At 57.2% G+C, this 18612-nt stretch carries 13 protein-coding genes and 7 pseudogenes; 9 read left to right on the forward strand and 11 right to left on the reverse strand.

Annotation, left to right across the window (positions count from 1 at the left end; translation table 11 throughout):
• Positions 1-20: 20 nt before the first annotated feature.
• The gene (locus tag QQZ17_RS10495; protein ID WP_002917678.1) at positions 21-374 is read left to right on the forward strand and encodes a glycerol dehydratase reactivase beta/small subunit family protein; all 354 of its coding nucleotides are present in this window, start codon (positions 21-23) and stop codon (positions 372-374) included.
• On the forward strand, positions 375-905 hold the full coding sequence (locus QQZ17_RS10500) for a cob(I)yrinic acid a,c-diamide adenosyltransferase (RefSeq protein WP_004210508.1): 531 nt from the start codon (positions 375-377) through the stop codon (positions 903-905).
• Here the strand turns inward: QQZ17_RS10500 and dhaR are convergent.
• Together dhaR and QQZ17_RS10510 are read right to left on the reverse strand one after the other, a co-directional pair.
• The gene (gene dhaR, locus QQZ17_RS10505; protein ID WP_020317099.1) at positions 883-2808 is read right to left on the reverse strand and encodes a dihydroxyacetone kinase operon transcriptional regulator DhaR; all 1926 of its coding nucleotides are present in this window, start codon (positions 2806-2808) and stop codon (positions 883-885) included. The genes QQZ17_RS10500 and dhaR overlap by 23 nt on opposite strands.
• A 101-nt stretch (positions 2809-2909) precedes the next feature.
• On the reverse strand, positions 2910-4007 hold the full coding sequence (locus QQZ17_RS10510; protein WP_032669188.1) for a glycerol dehydrogenase: 1098 nt from the start codon (positions 4005-4007) through the stop codon (positions 2910-2912).
• Between the two features lie 560 nt (positions 4008-4567).
• Between QQZ17_RS10510 and QQZ17_RS10515 the strand changes: the two are divergent.
• The 3 pseudogenes from QQZ17_RS10515 to QQZ17_RS10525 all read left to right on the forward strand — a co-directional run.
• Positions 4568-4882 (forward strand): annotated as a pseudogene (locus QQZ17_RS10515) (dihydroxyacetone kinase subunit DhaK); the annotation flags it as partial.
• Positions 4883-4951: 69 nt separating this feature from the next.
• A pseudogene (locus tag QQZ17_RS10520) lies at positions 4952-5739 on the forward strand (IS3-like element ISSen4 family transposase); the annotation flags it as partial.
• A pseudogene (locus QQZ17_RS10525) lies at positions 5737-6462 on the forward strand (L,D-transpeptidase family protein); the annotation flags it as partial. The pseudogenes QQZ17_RS10520 and QQZ17_RS10525, both read left to right, overlap by 3 nt.
• A gap of 24 nt (positions 6463-6486) precedes the next feature.
• Here the strand turns inward: QQZ17_RS10525 and QQZ17_RS10530 are convergent.
• From QQZ17_RS10530 to QQZ17_RS10540, 3 genes are read right to left on the reverse strand one after another with little or no spacing between them, the layout of a single operon-like run.
• Positions 6487-7170: an ABC transporter ATP-binding protein gene (locus tag QQZ17_RS10530; RefSeq protein ID WP_032669186.1), complete on the reverse strand. Its 684-nt coding sequence runs from the start codon at positions 7168-7170 to the stop codon at positions 6487-6489.
• 10 nt (positions 7171-7180) lie between these two features.
• Positions 7181-8869 carry an ABC transporter permease gene (locus tag QQZ17_RS10535; protein WP_032669185.1) on the reverse strand — a complete coding sequence of 563 codons (1689 nt, stop codon included), beginning with the start codon at positions 8867-8869 and terminating at the stop codon, positions 7181-7183.
• Positions 8853-9890, reverse strand: a complete 1038-nt coding sequence (locus QQZ17_RS10540) for an extracellular solute-binding protein (RefSeq protein WP_032669183.1) — start codon at positions 9888-9890, stop codon at positions 8853-8855. The genes QQZ17_RS10535 and QQZ17_RS10540 overlap by 17 nt, the downstream gene beginning before the upstream one ends.
• Positions 9891-10103: 213 nt before the next feature.
• Between QQZ17_RS10540 and QQZ17_RS10545 the strand changes: the two are divergent.
• Together QQZ17_RS10545 and QQZ17_RS10550 are read left to right on the forward strand one after the other, a co-directional pair.
• Positions 10104-10919: pseudogene (locus QQZ17_RS10545) on the forward strand (IS1595-like element ISKpn3 family transposase); the annotation flags it as partial.
• Positions 10920-10986: 67 nt separating this feature from the next.
• Positions 10987-11967, forward strand: a complete 981-nt coding sequence (locus QQZ17_RS10550) for an IS5-like element ISKpn26 family transposase (RefSeq protein WP_032669182.1) — start codon at positions 10987-10989, stop codon at positions 11965-11967.
• 581 nt (positions 11968-12548) lie between these two features.
• On the opposite strand, the pseudogene QQZ17_RS10555 reads toward QQZ17_RS10550, so the two are convergent.
• The 6 genes and pseudogenes from QQZ17_RS10555 to phnC form a co-directional block, all read right to left on the reverse strand.
• Positions 12549-13068: pseudogene (locus QQZ17_RS10555) on the reverse strand (IS5-like element ISPst7 family transposase); the annotation flags it as partial.
• Between the two features lie 107 nt (positions 13069-13175).
• Positions 13176-14045 carry a LysR family transcriptional regulator gene (locus QQZ17_RS10560; protein ID WP_004152692.1) on the reverse strand — a complete coding sequence of 290 codons (870 nt, stop codon included), beginning with the start codon at positions 14043-14045 and terminating at the stop codon, positions 13176-13178.
• Positions 14039-15049 (reverse strand): phosphonate dehydrogenase PtxD, encoded by a 1011-nt coding sequence (gene ptxD / locus QQZ17_RS10565; protein ID WP_004152693.1) that lies wholly within the window; start codon positions 15047-15049, stop codon positions 14039-14041. The genes QQZ17_RS10560 and ptxD overlap by 7 nt, the downstream gene beginning before the upstream one ends.
• 8 nt (positions 15050-15057) lie before the next feature.
• Positions 15058-15885 (reverse strand): phosphonate ABC transporter, permease protein PhnE, encoded by an 828-nt coding sequence (phnE, locus tag QQZ17_RS10570; protein WP_004152694.1) that lies wholly within the window; start codon positions 15883-15885, stop codon positions 15058-15060.
• 8 nt (positions 15886-15893) lie between these two features.
• On the reverse strand, positions 15894-16757 hold the full coding sequence (gene phnD, locus QQZ17_RS10575) for a phosphate/phosphite/phosphonate ABC transporter substrate-binding protein (protein ID WP_004152695.1): 864 nt from the start codon (positions 16755-16757) through the stop codon (positions 15894-15896).
• Positions 16754-17581: a phosphonate ABC transporter ATP-binding protein gene (phnC, locus tag QQZ17_RS10580; protein ID WP_012637488.1), complete on the reverse strand. Its 828-nt coding sequence runs from the start codon at positions 17579-17581 to the stop codon at positions 16754-16756. Before phnC ends, phnD begins: the two co-directional genes overlap by 4 nt.
• 341 nt (positions 17582-17922) lie before the next feature.
• Here phnC and QQZ17_RS10585 point away from each other — a divergent pair.
• Both QQZ17_RS10585 and QQZ17_RS10590 read left to right on the forward strand, forming a co-directional pair.
• Positions 17923-18057, forward strand: a pseudogene (locus tag QQZ17_RS10585) (IS5/IS1182 family transposase); the annotation flags it as partial.
• Position 18058: 1 nt separating this feature from the next.
• Positions 18059-18218, forward strand: a pseudogene (locus QQZ17_RS10590) (transposase); the annotation flags it as partial.
• Positions 18219-18612 lie beyond the last annotated feature (394 nt).

Raw genomic sequence — 18612 nt, forward strand, 5'->3', positions numbered from 1 at the left:
GTGTTAACGAGGGGACCGTCATGTCGCTTTCACCGCCAGGCGTACGCCTGTTTTACGATCCGCGCGGGCACCATGCCGGCGCCATCAATGAGCTGTGCTGGGGGCTGGAGGAGCAGGGGGTCCCCTGCCAGACCATAACCTATGACGGAGGCGGTGACGCCGCTGCGCTGGGCGCCCTGGCGGCCAGAAGCTCGCCCCTGCGGGTGGGTATCGGGCTCAGCGCGTCCGGCGAGATAGCCCTCACTCATGCCCAGCTGCCGGCGGACGCGCCGCTGGCTACCGGACACGTCACCGATAGCGACGATCATCTGCGTACGCTCGGCGCCAACGCCGGGCAGCTGGTTAAAGTCCTGCCGTTAAGTGAGAGAAACTGAATGTATCGTATCTATACCCGCACCGGGGATAAAGGCACCACCGCCCTGTACGGCGGCAGCCGCATCGAGAAAGACCATATTCGCGTCGAGGCCTACGGCACCGTCGATGAACTGATATCCCAACTGGGCGTCTGCTACGCCACGACCCGCGACGCCGGGCTCCGGGAAAGCCTGCACCATATTCAGCAGACGCTGTTCGTGCTGGGGGCTGAACTGGCCAGCGATGCGCGGGGCCTGACCCGCCTGAGCCAGACGGTCGGCGAAGAGGAGATCACCGCCCTGGAGCGGCTTATCGACCGCAATATGGCCGAGAGCGGCCCGTTAAAACAGTTCGTGATCCCGGGGAGGAATCTCGCCTCTGCCCAGCTGCACGTGGCGCGCACCCAGTCCCGTCGGCTCGAACGCCTGCTGACGGCCATGGACCGCGCGCATCCGCTGCGCGACGCGCTCAAACGCTACAGCAATCGCCTGTCGGATGCCCTGTTCTCCATGGCGCGTATCGAGGAGACTAGGCCTGATGCTTGCGCTTGAATTGGCTGGCGTCAATATCGTACTGCTTCATTTTGCGCCACAGGGTGGTGCGGCCGATATTGAGCAGCTGCGACATCTCCTGCACCCGCCCGCTGGTCACCCGGGCGGCGTGAATAATAGCTTCCTTTTCGATGGCGCTAAAGGTCAGGCTGGCCGGCAGCAGCGATGACGCGCTATCCCCGCCCGGCCGCTCGGAAAAGAGATATTCCGGCAGATTACTCAGGCGAATGTGGCCGTTGTCGCTGCTGATGGCGATATTCTCAATGACGCTGTTGAGCTCAAAATCATTCCCCGGCCATGAGTAGGCCACCAACTGCGCCAGCGCGTCATCGTCCACTTTCAGTCGCGAAGAGAAACGCTTCTCCAGGCTCTTCAACCGGTTATGCACCAGCGACGGAATACTGTTGCGTCGGGCGCGCAGCGGCGGGATGACGATCTCAAAGGAGTGCAGCGCATAGTACAGCTGGCGGCTAAAGCGGTTCTGTTCCACCAGATTGGCCAGATCGACGGTGGTGGTGGCAATCACCTTCACATCCACCGGGATCAGGCGCCGGGCGTCGAGGCGGGTGAGCACGCCCTGCTTAATCACCTGCAGCAGGGCCGACTGCAGCTCCGGCGCCAGATACTCGATCTTTTCCAGAAACAGGGTGCCGCCGTTGGCCAGCTCAAGGCGGCTCAGGCGACCATTTTCATCGTCGGTAGGGGCGCTGCCCATAAAGTCCTGGCCCAGCACGCTGTCGGCATATAGCTGGCAGTTGACGGCGATGTAGGGGCCGCCCGCCCGTTCGCTTTCATTGTGGATAGCCTGGCTCAGCAGCTCTTTCCCAACCCCCTCTTCGCCGCACAGCAGCACCGGGAAGCCACCGCGCGCCGCCTGGCGGCCAAAGTGGATCAGGCGTCGGGTTTCCGGATCGTCGGCAGACATCTGCTCAAAGGTGTGGCTCACTTTACCGAGCTGGCTGGTCATCAGCTGCCGCATCTGCTCCACCGGGTGCAGCAGCAGAATAAAACTGTTGCCTTGCGCCTCGACAATCGGTTTTAAGGTGATCACCGCATCGACAAACTGATGCTGACTTTCAAAGGTGACTTCGACGTGATTCAGGCCGCGGGCGTGTTTGATGGCGCGGCGCAGCAGCGCCGGGAGGGTCACCAGATCGGCGATATTTTTCCCCTGGCTGGCCTGAACATCAAGATGCAGCAGTCTCGCCGCCTGAACATTGAGAAACTGCAGCACGCCCTGTTCGTTCCACGCCATCACCCCATCGTCCATGCTCTCCAGCAGGCCGTACATCTGATTAAGGTGACGGTTGGATTCCGCCAGCAGGCTGTCGGTGAGCAGGGAGTTACCCACCTCGCGGGCGATGGCCAGCGTCAGGGAGAGGTCGGCGCTGGACTGGTGCTCGACCAGACAGCAAAGCGAAATAGAGCCGAACAGCCGCCCGTGGTTATCAAACACCGGCGTCGAGCAAAAACTCCATGGCTGTAGCGCCTGCTTAAAATGCCGATCGCCGGCGGTGTTGATCGGCTGGCCCTGCATCGCGGCCAGCGACAGCGCGCAGGTGCCGATAATGCTCTCAGCACAATAGCTGCCGTCGCGAAATCCCAGGGCAGCCAGCTGGGCCAGGGTTTGCGGCTCGCCGCAACGGCTGAGGATGCAGGCAGACTCATCAAGAATAAACAGCGCGCAGGGGCGACCGTCCATAAACTCCCAGGCGTCTTCCAGCGCCGCCTGACCGATGGTCAGCAGCGCGGTTTTACGCCGACAGATGGAGTCGAAGGTCAGGCCCTGGGCCTGGTGCGGCGTTTGCCAGGTTTCGCGCTGCATAAACTTGCTGCAGCGGTGCCATGACTGGGCGATGACGGAAGAGACCGCCTTCCCGGTATCCTGAGTCTGAACAGTCATATCCTTTTCCGCGTTGTACCATAGAGAACCCCTCCGGCAGCGACTGCCGGAGGGGAGAAAGAAAAACCGCTGACCTGGGCCAGCGGTTTAGCCACCGCGAATTAACGCGCCAGCCACTGCTGGCCTAACAGATCGGCGGTGAGGATAGCGGCATGGACGCTCTCCGGGGTCACCGCAAACGGCATATTGTGGATGGTTTCCCCTTCCGCGCAGGTGGCTTTCGCCACCGCGGCGATTTTCTCGTCGATCCCCTCTTTGACGCCCATCTGCGCGAGCGTCACCGGCAGGCCGACGCGCTGGCAGAAGCCCAGCACCGTTTCAATCTCGTCCATCGGGCTGTTCTGTAGCACCAGCTGCGCCAGGGTACCGAAGGCCACTTTCTCACCGTGATACAGGTGATGGCACTCTTCAAGAATGGTGAAACCGTTGTGGATTGCATGGGCGGCGGCCAGGCCACTGCTTTCAAAGCCAATGCCGCTGAGGTAAGTGTTCGCCTCGATGATGCGCTCCAGCGCTTCGGTCACTACCCCGGCCTGCGCCGCCAGACGGGCCTTTTCGCCCTCCGCCAGCAGCGTATCATAGCACAGGCGGGCGAGGCTCAGCGCCGCCTCGGTGGACTGTCCTCCGGCCATGCTGGTGGCGCGCGCATCGTAGCAAGCTTTGGCCTCGAACCAGGTGGAGAGCGCATCGCCCATGCCGGAGACCAGCAGGCGTACCGGCGCTTTGGCGATAATCGCCGTGTCCATCACCACCATATCCGGGTTTTTCGGATAGATCAGATACTCTTCAAACTCGCCCGCTTCGGTGTAGATCACCGACAGCGCGCTGGTCGGCGCATCGGTCGAGGCGATGGTCGGGATCACCACCACCGGCAGCTTCTGGTAGTAACCGATCGCCTTCGCGGTATCGAGGGTTTTACCACCGCCGATCCCGACCACGCCGCGGCAACCGTGTTTTTTCAGAATGGCAATCAGGCGATTAATTTCAACATGGCTGCATTCACCGTTGAAGCGTTCCGCGTGGCAGCTAATGTCATGGCTGTGCAGGCCATTGAGTACCTTTTCTCCCGCCAGCTTCATGACGAAGTCGTCCGCAATCACGAAAAAGCTGTCCGCCAGATTTTTAGCGTATTGACCAAATAAGGTAGAAGCGTCAGGACCCTGGAGATATTTGGCTGGAGATTGAATAACTTTTAGCATTCCTTTCATCCTCAAATAAGTACATGTTTTTACATGGTGAGCCCTGGCGTTAACCCGTTTAGCCTGATGTTGACGGCGAAAGCGGACGTACCGGAGCGATGTAATAACTGTATGGCGAGGCGTGTACAAAAAAATCTTTCGTCATTTTGTTCTGATATGGAACAGATAAAAATGACATGCGTTTCATATTGGAACGCTTAACCACAAAAATAATGAGATTTGCGATCTCGATCCGTTCCGTTACCGCGAAATTACCGACAAACACGATGATAAATTTCCCCAATTACGCGCCATCCTGGGTAAAGCCCCGCAAAAAAGACTGACTGCGCCGTGTGGCCTGCTCTGATCGCAGGAGGAAAAAGTCGAGCGAGTTCGCATTGTGATGATTTCTCGCCTAATTAAGTTTCATTTCGGAACAAAAAACAGCAATCACGTTTCGTAATGAAACTCATTTTCGTGTTGTTTTTTTCCATGCTGACTTCGCCAGAATCTCTCTATCGCCTCCGCACCATGAACATGCATTCGGGGGGTTGTCTTACACTCAACCTCGAGGAGCCGTTATGTCTCAATTCTTTTTTAATCAACGCCCCCATCTCGTTAGCGACGTGATCGACGGTACAATTATCACCAGCCCGTGGAATAACCTGGCGCGTCTGGAGAGCGACCCGGCGATCCGTGTAGTGGTACGCCGCGATCTGAATAAAAACAACGTGGCGGTGATTTCCGGCGGCGGCTCCGGCCATGAACCGGCGCACGTCGGCTTTATTGGTAAAGGCATGCTGACCGCCGCGGTCTGCGGCGATCTGTTCGCCTCGCCGAGCGTCGATGCGGTACTCACCGCGATTCAGGCGGTGACCGGCGAGGCGGGCTGTCTGACCTGCTCCCCGTTGATTAGTACACCCCGATGTTAGTAATGTCTTCATAAGCCACATGAGGACATCCCCATGAAGAAGCGTTTTTCCGACGAACAGATCATCAGTATTCTCCGCGAAGCCGAAGCTGGGGTACCCGCCCGTGAACTCTGCCGCAAGCATGCCATTTCCGATGCCACGTTTTACATCTGGCGTAAGAAGTATGGCGGTATGGAGGTGCCTGAAGTTAAGCGCCTGAAGTCGCTTGAGGAAGAGAACGCCAGACTCAAGAAGCTGCTTGCCGAAGCCATGCTGGATAAAGAGGCGCTTCAGGTGGCTCTTGGGCGAAAGTACTGACGACAGACCAGAAGCGGGAAGCCGTGATGTTGATGTGTGATGCGACCGGTCTGTCGCAACGTCGTGCCTGCAGGCTTACAGGTTTATCCCTGTCGACCTGCCGCTATGAGGCTCACCGTCCGGCTGCTGATGCGCATTTATCAGGGCGCATCACTGAGCTGGCACTGGAGCGCAGGCGTTTTGGCTACCGTCGTATTTGCCAGTTGCTGCGCCGTGAAGGGCTTCATGTTAATCATAAGCGCGTGTACCGGCTTTATCACCTCAGTGGCCTGGGCGTAAAACGCAGAAGACGTCGTAAAGGGCTGGCAACAGAACGTCTGCCGCTGCTCCGTCCGGCGGCGCCCAATCTGACCTGGTCGATGGATTTCGTCATGGACGCACTTTCCACCGGTCGCAGGATCAAGTGTCTTACCTGCGTCGATGATTTCACAAAGGAATGCCTGACGGTCACTGTTGCCTTTGGGATTTCAGGCGTTCAGGTCACGCGTATTCTGGACAGCATTGCACTGTTTCGAGGCTATCCGGGCGTCGATGTTTTTCTGCCTAAATCGGGTTCAACGCTGGTTGTGCCGCAGCAACTGATACTTCCGGATACCGTGCGCGAGGGGATTGTCATCAACGTCGCCGAGATGCGGCTTTACTATTATCCTGCTGGCAGCAATACGGTTGAGGTTTTACCCATTGACATTGGTCAGGCGGGTAGAGAAACGCCGCGTAACTGGGTGACGGCGGTCGAACGTAAGCAGGAAGCACCAAGCTGGACGCCGACGCCAAATACCCGACGTGAATACGCCGCTCGCGGTGAAAGCTTGCCGGCTTTTGTTCCTGCCGGGCCAGAAAATCCGATGGGCCTGTATGCAATTTATATTGGCAGGCTTTATGCCATTCACGGGACAAATGCCAATTTCGGTATTGGTTTGCGGGTAAGTCAGGGGTGCATCCGTTTGCGGAATGATGACATCAAGCACCTGTTTGATACGGTGCCTGTAGGGACGCGTGTACAATTAATTGACCGACCGGTGAAATACAGCGAAGAGCCGGACGGTAGTCGCTGGGTGGAAGTACATGAGCCGCTGTCACGAAACCGTTCGGAATACGAGTCTGACAGAAAGGTGCCTTTGTCAGTCACTCCCGCTTTGCGCACCTTTATCAGCGGGAATGACGTGGATGTGAGCCGCGGGAGCCAGGCACTGGAAAGGCGCTCCGGTATGCCGGTGAACATCAGCCTGGTACAGAAGCATTATTAATTTTCAGGGCGACTTTGTTGACCTTCAGGTCGGATGGGTCGCTTTTTTAATTTGATACTGCCCCATTTTTACCACGCCAATATGGTCAGCCATTAGTTGGGCTTCGTGTTCACTGTGGGTAACCAACAGCGCCGTTTGCCCGGCGGCGCGCAAAATATCCCGTACCTCGTTGCCAAGACGCTCACGTGTGCGCTTATCCAGGCTGGAGAAGGGTTCATCCAGCAACAGGATTTCCGGATGTGGCGCCAACGCGCGCGCAAGGGCGATACGCTGTTGTTGCCCGCCGGAAAGCTCATGCGGATAGCGGTTGGCATGGCTGTGTAACTCCACCATTTTCAACAGCTCAGTCACTCTGGCCTGTTGTTCCTCACGCGGCATGCGACGCAATCCAAAGGCCACATTTTGCTGCGCGGTCAGATGGGGGAATAACGCATACTCCTGGAAGACCATGCCGACATGACGTTTTTCCGGTGGCAGATGAACGCCGGGACCGGCAACACGTCGCTGTGACACATAGATCTCTCCGTTTTGCAGGCGTTCAAATCCGGCAACTGCGCGTAGTACCGTGGTTTTTCCGCAGCCTGAGGCACCCAGCAGACAGGCAATTTCACCTTTACGTACCGACATTGAAAATCCGCTCAGTACCGATTGCTGGCTGTTGCCATAAGCAACGTGTACATCCTGGAGTCGTAATGCAATTTCTGACATTGTTGCTCTCTTAACCACGGCGAGTCATTTGGTGACGCACCAACAAAATAACCGGTAGCGTGCCAGCTAAAACAATCATTAGCGCGGCGATAGCACCTTCTTCATAGGTTCCACGTGCGGCTTCCGCATACAGTAACGTTGCCAGCGTTTCAAAATTGACCGGGCGCAAAAGCAACGTTGTTGGCAGCTCTTTCATGGCATCAGCAAAAACCAGCAGGGCACTGCTGACTAATGCCGGGCGCAGCAGGGGAAAATGGACTCGTGCAAACGTCCCCGCACCATTCTCGCCCAACAGACGAGACGCCTGTTCCAGCGAAGGTGGAATGCGGCCCAGACCAGAATCCAGCGCGCCAATGGCAATCGCCTGGAATCGCATGGCACAACAAATTACCAGCAGGATCCCTGCGGACATCAGCGGCAGGCCGCGAACATCCAGTAAATCGGCCAGCCAGCGGTCGACAGCCATGGCGGGGGGTAAAAAACCAATCGCCAGAATTGTGCCGGGAACCGCATAGCCTAAAGAGGCCAGACGCATCACGCCGCGACGAAATCCCGGCATGGCGTTGTCTGCGGCGCTATGGCGGGCGCTCCAGGCCACCAGCATACTGACACAAACCACCACCAGCGTGGTTCCCGCTGCCAGCGATAGCGTATTTTGCAATGCTGACAGTAACGAAGAGGAAAGGGGGTTCTCATCGCCTATGCGTTTGGCGCTTTCCCACATTAAAAACAGTACCGGTGCCAGAAAACCCAGTACAACCGGCAGTGAAATAACGCCACCGAGCAGCCAACCGCGCCAGCCCTGCACGCGCGAAGGTTGAATTTCCCGCAGGCTGCGGCTGCTGAATCCTTGTTTTCTGCGACCATAAAATTCCAGTGTCAGAATCAGGAATATAAACATCAGCATCATGCAGGCAATTTGCGCCGCAGCAGATAAATCAGAACGCGAGATCCATGTGGTGTACACGGTAACGGTTAACGTCTGTACCCCGAGAAACTCCGATGCGCCAATATCGTTGAGCGTTTCCAGCAGTGCCAGGCTGATCCCAACGGCCAGTGCCGGACGGGCCATGGGCAAAGCAACACGAAAAAAGGTTCCGGTTGCGCTGCATCCCAGCGTGCGTGCGGCTTCCAGTAAATGGGCGGGCTGGCTGATAAACATAGCGCGGGTTGTCAGATACACGTATGGGTAAAGCACTAATCCGAGCAGGATGATTGCGCCGGAAAGTGAGCGTAAATCTGGCAGCCGGAACTGTCTTGGGCTGTCAAAGCCCAGTAAAAAACGGATAAAGGTTTGCAGGGGGCCAATCGGATGCAGCAGATCGAGCCACGCAAAGGCCACAATGTAGGTTGGCATTGCCAGCGGCAACAGTAACGCCCAGCTAAGAATTTTACGTCCAGGAAAATCCCATGCCGTTACCGCCCATGCGCTGCCTACGCCAATCACGCCGACCATCACCGCGACACCGGCTAATAACAGCACGGTATTTTTTAGTGCGGCAGGCAGTACATACGTCAGGAGATTATCCCAGTGAGATAAATTGGCCTGGGTAGCCTGCCAAATTAGCGCAATGATCGGTGTCAGAACGCCAAGCGCTACGCACAGTGCGCCAAGATGTAGCGGCGTTAATAATGACTGCGGCCCGGAAACCAGGCCGCGTAACGTCGGAAACTGCAGAGGTTTATTGATCGAATCCAACTTTATCTACCAGCAGACTAGCTTGTTTACGATATTTAACGATTTCGGTTAACGGCGTTTTATCGACGTTGATTTCACCAATAGTTGCGCTGATAACCGGATCAAGCGTCACGCCTTTCAGTACCGGGTATTCGAAGTTCGCTTTCGCATACTGCTGCTGGGCAGGTGCGGAAACCAGATATTCCATCAGCTTAACGGCATCGGCTTTATTTGGCGCATAGCGGGCTACAGCTGCGCCACTGATGTTGACGTGTGTACCGCCATTTTCAAAGGTGGGTTTAACGACTTTAATCGCATCGCCCCACTGACGTGCATCACTGCCTTCTTTGGCGTTTTTCATATGGCCGACGTAATAGGAGTTGGCGAGACCAATATCGCAAATTCGGCCGAGAATATCGCGAGCAACATCGCGGTCGCCACCGGTAGCTTTACGCGCCAGGTTAGCTTTCACACCGCGCAGCCATTCTTCGGTCTTTGCTTCACCGTGATGAGCAATCATTGCGGCGATCAGCGCCGTGTTATACGGGTGCTGTCCGGAACGAATACAGACTTTACCTTTGTACTCAGGGCTGGCGAGTTGTTCGTAATGCCAGTTATCGATTGGCAGTGACTTCTCGGCATACAGCACGCGGGCACGCATCGACAGCGCAAACCACTGATTATCTGCGCCGCGCAGATTAGCCGGAATAGCGGTTTTTAGTGCTTCTGACTCTACAGGCTGAGTTACACCCGCTTCCACTAAATCAATGAGGTTACCGGCATCGACGGTCATCAGCAGGTCGGCAGGTGAATTTTTACCTTCAGCTTTAACGCGCTCAAGCATACCGTCCTTGATATAGACCGTACTGACTTTGATGCCGCTGGTTTTGGTCCAGCTATCAAGCAAAGGCTGGATCAGACCCGGTTCACGGGTGGTATAGAGCGTTAACGTTTCCTGAGCGAACGCCGGTAGGCTAACTGAGAAGACCAGGACAGAGGCAAATGTGATACGGCGCAGTCCGGCGCGAGGCAGAGAATTCATCGTTTATATCCCAGAGTAATTGGAACGTACAGTGAACCGAGCGGGGGGATCGTTCCTTTGGCTCGCGTACAATAAATGATAATCACTAGCACTTACAATAATTGCAAAGTTTAAACGATTTACATTTACATAACTTTACCTGATTACCCATGATTAGCAGTCAGTTACCACGAACTATACTGATCTTACGTACAGTTATCGAGGTGCGAGATCATGGCCAAAAGCAAAATCCAATTCCAGAAAGGCTACAGCCTGTTTGAGTTTCTCAAGGACTATGGCACTGAGGCTCAGTGCGAAAACGCGCTGTTCACTTGGCGTTTTCCTAACGGCTTTGTCTGCCCTGAATGTGCCAACAAGACCTGTTGTCGCCTGAGAAGGCGGCCACGTGTGTGGCAATGCAATCACTGCCGTCACCAGATGTCATTGACTGGAAACACGATTTTCGCAAACACCAAGCTCCCACTGACCAAGTGGTTTCTGGCAATGCACCTGTTGTCACAAACCAAAACAGGCTTGTCAGCGATGGAGCTAAAGCGCCAGTTGGGCGTCAAATATGACACCGCCTGGATGCTCAAGCACAAGCTGCTGCAAGCCATGAAAGAGTCCGATGACAAGCAGCCCATCAGCGGCATCATTCAGCTCGATGATGTCTACTGGGGTGGCGAGCGCCGTGGTGGCAAACGGGGTCGGGGCGCGGCAGGCAAGACGCCGTTTGTGGCAGCAGTGGCCCTGAACAAGGAAGGACATCCAATCAAGATGCGGATGACGGTGGTCGATGGTTTCAAAACCAAGTCCGTTGCTGATTGGGCAAAACGGCATATTGCCAGTGGTAGCGCGGTGATATCCGATGGATTGGCCTGTTTCAAAGCGGTCAAGGAGGCCAATTGTGAGCACCTGGGTGTTGTCACCAGGGGCAACCTGGACTGGCTGGATCATCCGGCATTCAACTGGGTAAACACGATGATAGGAAATGTGAAAAACTCGCTGCGGGGCAGTTGTCATAAGCTCGGAGCGAAGCATTTACCAAGGGAAGGTGCGAACAAGTTCCTGATATGAGATCATCATATTCATCCGGAGCGCATCCCAGAGGGACATCATGAGCCATCAACTCACCTTCGCCGATAGTGAATTCAGCACTAAGCGCCGTCAGACCCGAAAAGAGATTTTCCTCTCCCGCATGGAGCAGATTTTGCCATGGCAGAATATGACCGCTGTCATCGAGCCGTTTTATCCCAAGGCGGGCAATGGCCGACGGCCCTATCCGCTGGAGACCATGCTGCGTATTCACTGCATGCAGCATTGGTACAACCTGAGCGACGGTGCCATGGAAGATGCCCTGTACGAAATCGCCTCCATGCGCCTGTTTGCCCGATTATCCCTGGATAGCGCCTTGCCTGACCGCACCACCATCATGAATTTCCGCCACCTGCTGGAGCAGCATCAACTGGCCCGCCAATTGTTCAAGACCATCAATCGCTGGCTGGCCGAAGCAGGCGTCATGATGACTCAAGGCACCTTGGTCGATGCCACCATCATTGAGGCACCCAGCTCGACCAAGAACAAAGAGCAGCAACGCGATCCGGAGATGCATCAGACCAAGAAAGGCAATCAGTGGCACTTTGGCATGAAGGCCCACATTGGTGTCGATGCCAAGAGTGGCCTGACCCACAGCCTAGTCACCACCGCGGCCAACGAGCATGACCTCAATCAGCCGGGTAATCTGCTTCATGGAGAGGAGCAATTTGTCTCAGCCGATGCCGGCTACCAAGGAGCGCCACAGCGCGAGGAGCTGGCCGAGGTGGATGTGGACTGGCTGATCGCCGAGCGTCCCGGCAAGGTAAAAACCTTGAAGCAGCATCCGCGCAAGAACAAAACGGCCATCAACATCGAATACATGAAAGCCAGCATCCGTGCCAAGGTGGAGCACCCGTTTCGCATCATCAAGCGGCAGTTCGGCTTCGTGAAAGCCAGATACAAGGGGCTGCTGAAAAACGATAACCAACTGGCGATGTTATTCACCCTGGCCAACCTGTTTCGGGTGGACCAAATGATACGTCAGTGGGAGAGATCTCAGTAAAAACCGGAAATAACGCCAGAAATGGTGGAAAAAATAGCCTAAATAGGCTGATTCGATGTGTTTGCGGGAAAAAAATCGGCCCAGATCCGCGAAATTTTAATCAGCGAGTCAGCTTGGGAAGAAATGACCTGCTTATTCGCACCTTCCCTGTCATCGGCGGCGGTACGCTGGCTACCGTGAGCACCTACACACTCAGCTGCCTGATGAGCGCCGCTCTGGAGTTACCGCGTTGCTGCATTGTGATTGCCAACCTATCCGGCAGCTATGTGGCTCAGACCAAGGCAATTGCCGAAGCAATCTCTAACCTCCAGCAAGAAGCCAGTCGCCAAGCGAGCACCATCACCCCCGTGCAGTTGGCGGGTACCTGTTCATCCCTGGCGCCTCTCCGCCTTGATGCTGGCAGATTCAGTCTGGCCTCGCGGTTCGACCTACCGAAATATCGGCGGTTACATTGTCCCCAGAGCTTCAGACCCGGCTGTTACCGGCCACGCCTGTCTGGGTAGGGAACGAGTGGTGGAACAGTCGGTTCCGTCGGGCGTTAACCTGCGGAACAGAAACCCATGCGACTTTCAGGTCGCACTGCCGAAATAATACTGGTTTCCCTTCTTGGTCTGGTGCATTTCCGGGTCGCGCTTGCCGTCCTTGTTCTTGGTCGAACTGGGCGCATTGATCAGCGTTGCATCGACGATGGTGCCCTGGCGCAGCGACAGGCCGCGGTCGCCCAGAGCCATTGATGACAGCGAGGATGCCGGCCGCCAGCTCGTGTTTCTCCAGCAAGCGGCGGAAGTTGAGAATGGTGGTTTCGTCGGGGATGCGCTCCAGGTGCAGCCCGGCAAACTGGCGCAGGATCGTGGTTTCGTACAGCGCTTCCTCCATCGCTGGATCGCTGTAGCCGAACCAGTTCTGCAGCAGATGCACACGCAGCATCGCCATCAACGGGTAGGCCGGACGGCCACCTTCACCCTTCGGATAATGTGGCTCGATCAAAGCAATCAAGCCCTTCCACGGCACCACCCGATCCATCTCGATCAGGAACAACTCCTTGCGGGTTTGCTTGCGCTTGCCAGCGTACTCGGCGTCGGCGAAGGTCATCTGCTTCATCGGGAAACTCGGTGGGTGGGGGCGCGGTATTTTGCCAAATCAGAAAGTCTTTTTCAGAGTTTCCCTAGGCTGACAAGCCAAGCGCTGGATCGCAACCATCCATCACCTTATCCAGCTAGATCTGCCTCCTCCAATAAGTGCCGCACAAATCCCGGCGGGTGCAGATTTCCGGGAGGTTTGCGCCAGATCAGTTGGAGACGCTTTTCAAGCCCCGGGATGGGAAGAGCTACCAGCGCGCCACTGCGAACTTCGTCTTGTACTGCGGAAGCCATCACCAACGACACGCCGAGTCCCGCCCTCACTGCTTGTTTGACTGCCTCGGTGCTGCCTAGCTGCATACCGCTGCGAGGCACGCCCAGTTCGCCAAAGTATTCGGTCAGAAGCCGTCCGGTACCGCTACCCGGTTCACCTCCCAGCATCGGCAGGTCCACCAGACGATCACGTTCTATGCACCCTGCTTCAGCCAGCGCATGGTCGGGGCTGACGATAAGCACCAGCGGCTCGACCCGCCAGAGGCGGTGTTCGAAGTCGGGGTGAGGTAGCCACCATTCCATGATCGCGGCGTCGAGCTGGCCCGCCAGTAGCTGGTCGGCCACATCCGGGTTGGCGGCGATGCGCAGATCCACCTCGCCCCTCTCATTTGCGGTCGTCAGATAGTTGCGCACGAATGGCTGGAGAAGGTAGGTGCCGATGTTGGTGCTGGCCCCGACGCGCTCACGATTGCCATGCAGGGCTTCTAGCGCCCGGGCGTGCATGTCGAGCAAGGCGGTCGCATGCGGCATGAAGGCCAGCGCCCGTGTGGTAGGCTGGCAGCCGCTACGACTGCGCTGCACCAGCGTTACGCCGACCTGCTCTTCAAGCTTCTGCAAGTGCTGCGACACCGTCGGCTGGGCCAGCCCCAACGCCCTCGCCGCGCTCTGAAAACTGCCTGTTTGAACGATCGCTACCAGGCTCTTCAGCCAGACCGGATTCAACATGCGGCAGGCTCGGCCTTGGGCAGACGGTTCGCAGCGTTGATTGGGCGCGCACCTGCCAATACCTGGATGATGTTCTGCGCTGCACAACGTTCAATCTCCAGGCGCACCGCGCGCACTGCCGACCCTATGTGCGGAGTGAACAGCGTATTCGGATGCGCGAGCAGCGCAGGATCGATCAGCCGCGGCCGGTCCGCGCGAGCCCAGTCTTCCATTTCGAATACATCCGCCGCATACCCGCCGAGCTGGCCTCGCTCAAGCGCCGCGAGCACGGCGGCTTCATCCACTACCGAACCACGACAGGGGTTTACAAGCAGAGCGCCCGGCCGTACGAGGGCAAGCAGCTCGGCGTTGACCAGATGCTGGGTATCGGCATTCAAGGGAAGCGCCAGCAGGATGAAGTCCGAGCTGGCGAAGAGTTCGCTGCACGCCACCTGGCGCAGGCCGAGCCGTTGCTCGGTTTGTGTATCCAGAGCCTTCGCCTCGTGGTACTGCAGGGTCGCGCCCCATCCCTGCAAGCGCTCAGCCATGGCCAGTCCGATGGCGCCCATGCCAAGGATGCCGACCGTAGCGTTATCCAGCCCCGTGCCGTAGAACTGTGGTTGCCAGCCCTGGAACTCGCCAGAGCGGACGAACGCATCTGCTGCCCGCAGATGCCGCCCCAGCCCCACCGCCAGTCCGATCGCCAGCTCGGCAGTCGGGACCGTCAACAGATCAGGCACGAAGGTCAGCCAGACCCCGCGGGCAGTACAGGCGTCCACATCGAAATTGTCGAAGCCCTTGAGCGCGCAGCCGACTACACGCAGCTCAGGGCAGGCTTGAAGAAAGTCTGCATCGACCCGATCGGGCATGAACGCCATCATCGCCTGAGCATCGCGACAGCGGCGCAGAATTTCCTCGCGCGTCAGCGTGCTGTCGGTCTGGTTGGTCACCAGCTCGCAATGTGGCGCCAGCAGTTGCAGGATCTCATCGTGTACTCGGTGAGTTATAACGAGTTTCGGCAGCATGTTTTGTCCTATTTGAAACGTTTGCGCAGCACGCCACTGAAGGCGTCTACTAGCGTGACCATGGCCAGGATGACCAGCAGGATTGCTGCAACCTCCTGGTACTGCATGATGCGCAGCGAGCCCATGAGTTCGAAGCCGATACCGCCGGCGCCAACCATGCCCATCACGGTGGAGGCGCGAAAGTTGTATTCCCAGCGGTAGATCGCCACGTCGGCGAACTGCGGCGTCACCTGTGGCAAAACCGCGTGCAGCAGCACTTGCATCGGCGTAGCCCCCGCCGCCCGAGCGGCTTCCACCGGCGCTTCGTCGACGTGCTCGATGGCCTCGGCGAAGAACTTGCTGACCATGCCGACCGAATGCAGACCCAGGGCAAGCACGCCCGGCAAGGCGCCGAACCCTACGGCTGCAACGAAGATGATGCCCATGATCAGCTCCGGCACCGACCGCAGGGCATTGAGCAGCACCCGGGCAACACCGAACACAAGGGGGTGCGGCGCCGTATTGCGCGCTGCAACGAAGGCCACCACCAGCGAGAACACCACTGCGATGGCCGTACCGGCGATGCTCATCGCCAAGGTGTCGATCAAGGGGCGAATCCAGCTTCGATAGCCCGAAAAGTCTGGCGGCATGGCCTCGCCTGCCAGGGTCGCGATGGAGGGCAGCCCGTTCAGCAGCGTGGTGGCATCGAGCAGCCCCACGTACCAGCAGGCCAACAGCACCACTCCGAATACAATCGCCACCTGCCCCAGCTGGCGCCACCAACCGAGGCCGAAGCCTCGAAGGATGTGCTCGCGTTGCTCTGCAGGCAGCGCCTGCACGTCGTAATGAGTAGACATATCGGTGCTCACATCGTGGCGAAGTCGAGGCCGAGCAGCGATCCCATTTTGCGGATCACATCGTAGTCGGCGTCGGTGATTGGCGCGAAGGCCTCGGCCTTGAAGTTGCGCAGCACTTCGGGATCGTCGATACCGACGAATACATCCCGCACCTTGGTTTTCAGCTCGGGGCTCAGGTTCGAGCGCATCGCCCAGGGGTACTGGGGGTATTCGCCGCTGTAACCAAGTACTTTCACCTTGCTCGGATCGATTAGGCCACGTTCGACTACGTGATTGAAAATTACCTCCGACAGCCCACCCGCATCGGCGTTGCCGTTCGCCACGTTGACGGCAACGGCGTCATGCGTGCCCACAAAATATTCTTCGTAGTCCCGCCCACCCGTCAAACCGGCCGTCTCAAGAAGCACGGTTTTGGGAATCAAATGGCTGGACGTCGATGCCCGGTCACCATAGGCCATCTTCTTGCCCTTAAGGTCGGCATACTCATTCACGCCTGACGCCACATTGGCGATAATCACCGAGCGATAGGTCGGCTTGCCGTCGATGACCGTGACAGCGAAGGGCTCGATGTCGCTTTTGCTTTTGGCCATGACGTAGGACAGCGGACCGAAATACGCCAGGTCGATACGGCCAAAGCGCATCGCCTCAATCATCGAGGAATAGTCGGTGGTTACGATCAGCTGCACCTTCTTGTCCAGATGCTCTTCCAGATAATCCTTCAGCGGCTGGTTACGCTTGATCAGCTCGGAGGCGTTTTCGTCCGGCAGCAGGGCAACCTTTAGCACATCCGGATCGGCATCGGCCGCTAGGGCGGACAAACTTGAAACAGCGGACAGCAAGCAAGTCAATAAGAGCGCGGATAAGCGTTTCATCGGGACATCTCCAGTGAAGGTTCGAGCATGACAGGTGGTTCAGCCGGAGCATTCGCTGGCTGAGTCGTAGAGCGGCCTGCATAGATGCGCTCAAGCTGCGCATCGGTGAGTTCCGAGGGCGCGGCATCGAAAACGATCTGAGAATCGGCCAGCCCGACGACGCGATCGGCGAAGCGGCGGGCATATTCGAGTTGATGCAGCGAAACGATGGCGGTGATGCCGTCTTCCTTGCAGATGTCGCGCAGCAATCCGAGAACACGGACCGAAGTGGCCGGGTCGAGACTGGCTACCGGCTCATCGGCCAGAATGATCGCCGGCTGTTGCGCTAGCGCACGCGCGATGCCTACCCGCTGCTGCTGGCCACCGGACAGTTTGTCCACCCGGCTTAGCGCCTTGTCTGCCAGACCGACCCGAGCGAGGCAACTGAGCGCAATCTCCTGATCGGCACGCGGCAGAGGAAACAGCGAGCGGAGCGTGTTGTGAAAGGCCAGCCGACCGGTAAGCACATTAGCCAGTGCGCTTTGACGTTCGATTAGCTGGTGGTGCTGAAAGATCATGGCGGTACGCCGACGATGCTGACGCAAGGCCGAGCCGCTGCCGAGCTCACCGAGTTCGCTGGTGACACTGCCGCCAGTGGGCGTGACGAGTCGATTGAGACTACGGAGCAAGGTCGACTTGCCTGCGCCCGAGAGACCAAGCAGCACGGTGAACTCACCACGCCGAAATGCAATCGAGGTATCGCGTAGGGCTGTCACGCCGCCTGGATAGACGACGCTCAACCGGTCGACCCGCAGCACGGCGTCCTGTATTGGATGGGGCATCATTTGATCACCTTTTGCAATATTGCTGGCCGCACAATTGCGGTTCGCGATGCAAAGGATAGAAATTCCTTGTTAACGCACTGTTTCTAAAGGATGACATTTCGATGAATACTTCGAATCTGCCGTAGCGGGGCGGCAAGCGAAGCCGTGGAAGAACGGGCGCAACGTAGCGTCTTTCTTCACGCGGGATACAGGAGGCTTTGATTGATACTGCTGCGGATTCGCTACAGTAACGTTGGGCCAGAACGTAATGCCATCCAAGCAAGAGAGCGCACACTAGGGAAACTCTGAAAAAGACTTTCTGATTTGGCAAAATACCGCGCCCCCACCCACCGAGTTTCCCGATGAAGCAGATGACCTTCGCCGACGCCGAGTACGCTGGCAAGCGCAAGCAAACCCGCAAGGAGTTGTTCCTGATCGAGATGGATCGGGTGGTGCCGTGGAAGGGCTTGATTGCTTTGATCGAGCCACATTATCCGNCCGTCCGGCCTACCCGTTGATGGCGATGCTGCGTGTGCATCTGCTGCAGAACTGGTTCGGCTACAGCGATCCAGCGATGGAGGAAGCGCTGTACGAAACCACGATCCTGCGCCAGTTTGCCGGGCTGAACCTGGAGCGCATCCCCGACGAAACCACCATTTGTTGGCGCTGATGGAAAATTGACCCACCCTGCCGATTGAAATTTGACCCAGGGCGGATTGCTGATTTTGTTACCAGCAACTGTGGATAAGTCTACCAGCGCAGCTGCTGTTGCCCCCACTCCTTCGCTAGCCCAGTTCAGTTGTTTAAGACCTGCCACACGCAGCCATGTAGCAGGCCGTCGTCGCCATGAAATCAGAACGGCTCATCGTATAAAATGTGGCAAAGAAAGGTGATGCCAGCGCCAGCGTTAACAGAACTAAGGCGAGGGCACTGTTGCAAAGTTAGCGATGAGGCAGCCTTTTGTCTTATTCAAAGGCCTTACATTTCAAAAACTCTGCTTACCAGGCGCATTTCGCCCAGGGGATCACCATAATAAAATGCTGAGGCCTGGC

Origin of the sequence: Citrobacter sp. T1.2D-1 (assembly GCF_950098555.1) — a bacterium.
GTDB lineage: Bacteria > Pseudomonadota > Gammaproteobacteria > Enterobacterales > Enterobacteriaceae > Citrobacter_A > Citrobacter_A telavivensis.